At 50.7% G+C, this 1,636-nt stretch carries 1 protein-coding gene and 1 pseudogene; both read right to left on the bottom strand.

Annotated elements, in window-relative coordinates:
• Nucleotides 1-580: pseudogene (locus Q0628_RS01115) on the bottom strand (flagellar motor protein MotA); the annotation flags it as partial.
• The gene (locus tag Q0628_RS01110; RefSeq protein WP_298767724.1) at nucleotides 581-1,375 is read right to left on the bottom strand and encodes a DUF3450 family protein; all 795 of its coding nucleotides are present in this window, start codon (nucleotides 1,373-1,375) and stop codon (nucleotides 581-583) included.
• Between the last annotated feature and the right edge of the window lie 261 nt (nucleotides 1,376-1,636).

Genomic DNA, 1,636 nt, shown 5'->3' with positions numbered 1-1,636 from the left:
GGATTTCGCGGGTAAACTCAAGTTCATTCTTTGCAGCATTCAAGATCGACTGGGCAATACGCACAGGGTCATCCCTGTATAGGCCCATTTCCTTTTTCACTTTGTTCTGCACTTCCACACGTTCAGCAATCTTGAACGGGATTCCCTGTTCGCTGAACTTTGCAAGCGTTTCCAAGCGTTCGGGACCAGCAGCAAGCGACAGATACTCGGCGCGGGCTTTTTCGGCCTGCAGCTTGACCTGGGCCAAGTCTTCGCGGGCAACGCGCACGTCTTCGAACAGGCGCGCACGTTCCGACATCAAGGCGTCGACTTTTTCTTTGCTTTCGTTGTACTTTTCGTTAAAGAGTTCGCGTTCCTGGTTGGCGGTTTCACGGTCCTTCCAGCGGGCAGCAACTGCCATATCGCGCTTTTTGCGCGCTTCTTCCAAATCAGCCTTTGCACTGTTCAATGCGGCGCGCTGCTTTACAGCATCGATATCGGCATTCTGCTGGGCATAAGAGAGCGGCGCCAATGTAGCGAGAGAGGCAACCAAGACGAGAGCGGCCATCCCCCATTTTACATTCCACTTTTCACATTTCATCTACTTGCCCTCCTTCGGAATCACCACAGGAATCGTGACAAGTCTCGGAGCAGTCTTGCCTTCGGCCACCTTCATCACATCTTTCAATACCGTACGCATGGTAAGGTCATCGGACACGTTATTCCAGGCATAACCGCCATCGGCCGTCCGGGTTAGCCACAGCACGTCGTTACCGTCGTTGCTCACGAATACCGAGGCGACTGCACCGTAACGCAAGAATGTTCCCGGAACACTGCGGGCATCCACCTGCAGGAATCCCTTGTACACTTCGGTCGTGTACCCCAGGCGAATGCGGTCGTAAAAGACCTCGAGCATGCGATTGAGACCATCGTCCGCTTCAATCAAGCCCTTATGGAGCTGGCCCGCAATTTCTTGTACGCTCTTGATAGTTTCTTCGTTGCGGTACGGGAAATCCGCTTCAAATACAGGCACCAAGGAATCAATCACCAAGGCCAAGGATTCGGCATATTTCGCCTTACGGTTCTCGAAGTACTTGATCGTACCCAAGGATTTTTGACGTACACTTGCCAAATTCTGGAGTTCAGCCTTCAGGGAATCGATTTCGGCCTTCAGAGTCTTGTTCTGTGTCGCGAGCGCCTGAACCTTTTTGCGTCCGACCTCGATAAATTCGGCGTGACGTTTCTTTTCGGCATCATGGAGCGATTTTTCGCGGGCTGTTTCGGCCTCCACCGCCTTAATCTGGCGACGGACACTTTCTACCGTTTCCTGCGCCTGCGAAAAAACACCCGCAAGGCTCAAGCAAAGGAATATCTTGGTGAGTAAATGAAATTTCATATGCGAAAAAATACAAAGAACCGCGGTCACTAGACCACGGCTTCTTTCAAAATAAGTTGAAAAACGAGCGTTAGAACTTAGTTGCAAGAACTTAGAGCTTAGAATTATCAAATATTGAAATCGTCTAAGTTCTACAAGCGCAGCGGACTAAGTTCTACCAACTGAGTCGAAGACGTTACTTCTTGGAATCCTTGAAATACTGCGGAGTATTCTTGGCGCCGGCCTTCTTAAGGGCCTTGATCAAGCGGGTATAGCCTTCGT

This window comes from uncultured Fibrobacter sp., from assembly GCF_937877005.1.
In the GTDB taxonomy this organism is placed as follows: Bacteria; Fibrobacterota; Fibrobacteria; order Fibrobacterales; family Fibrobacteraceae; genus Fibrobacter.
The sequence above is the reverse complement of the archived record's forward strand: the minus strand, read 5'-3'. Positions and strand labels throughout refer to the sequence as shown.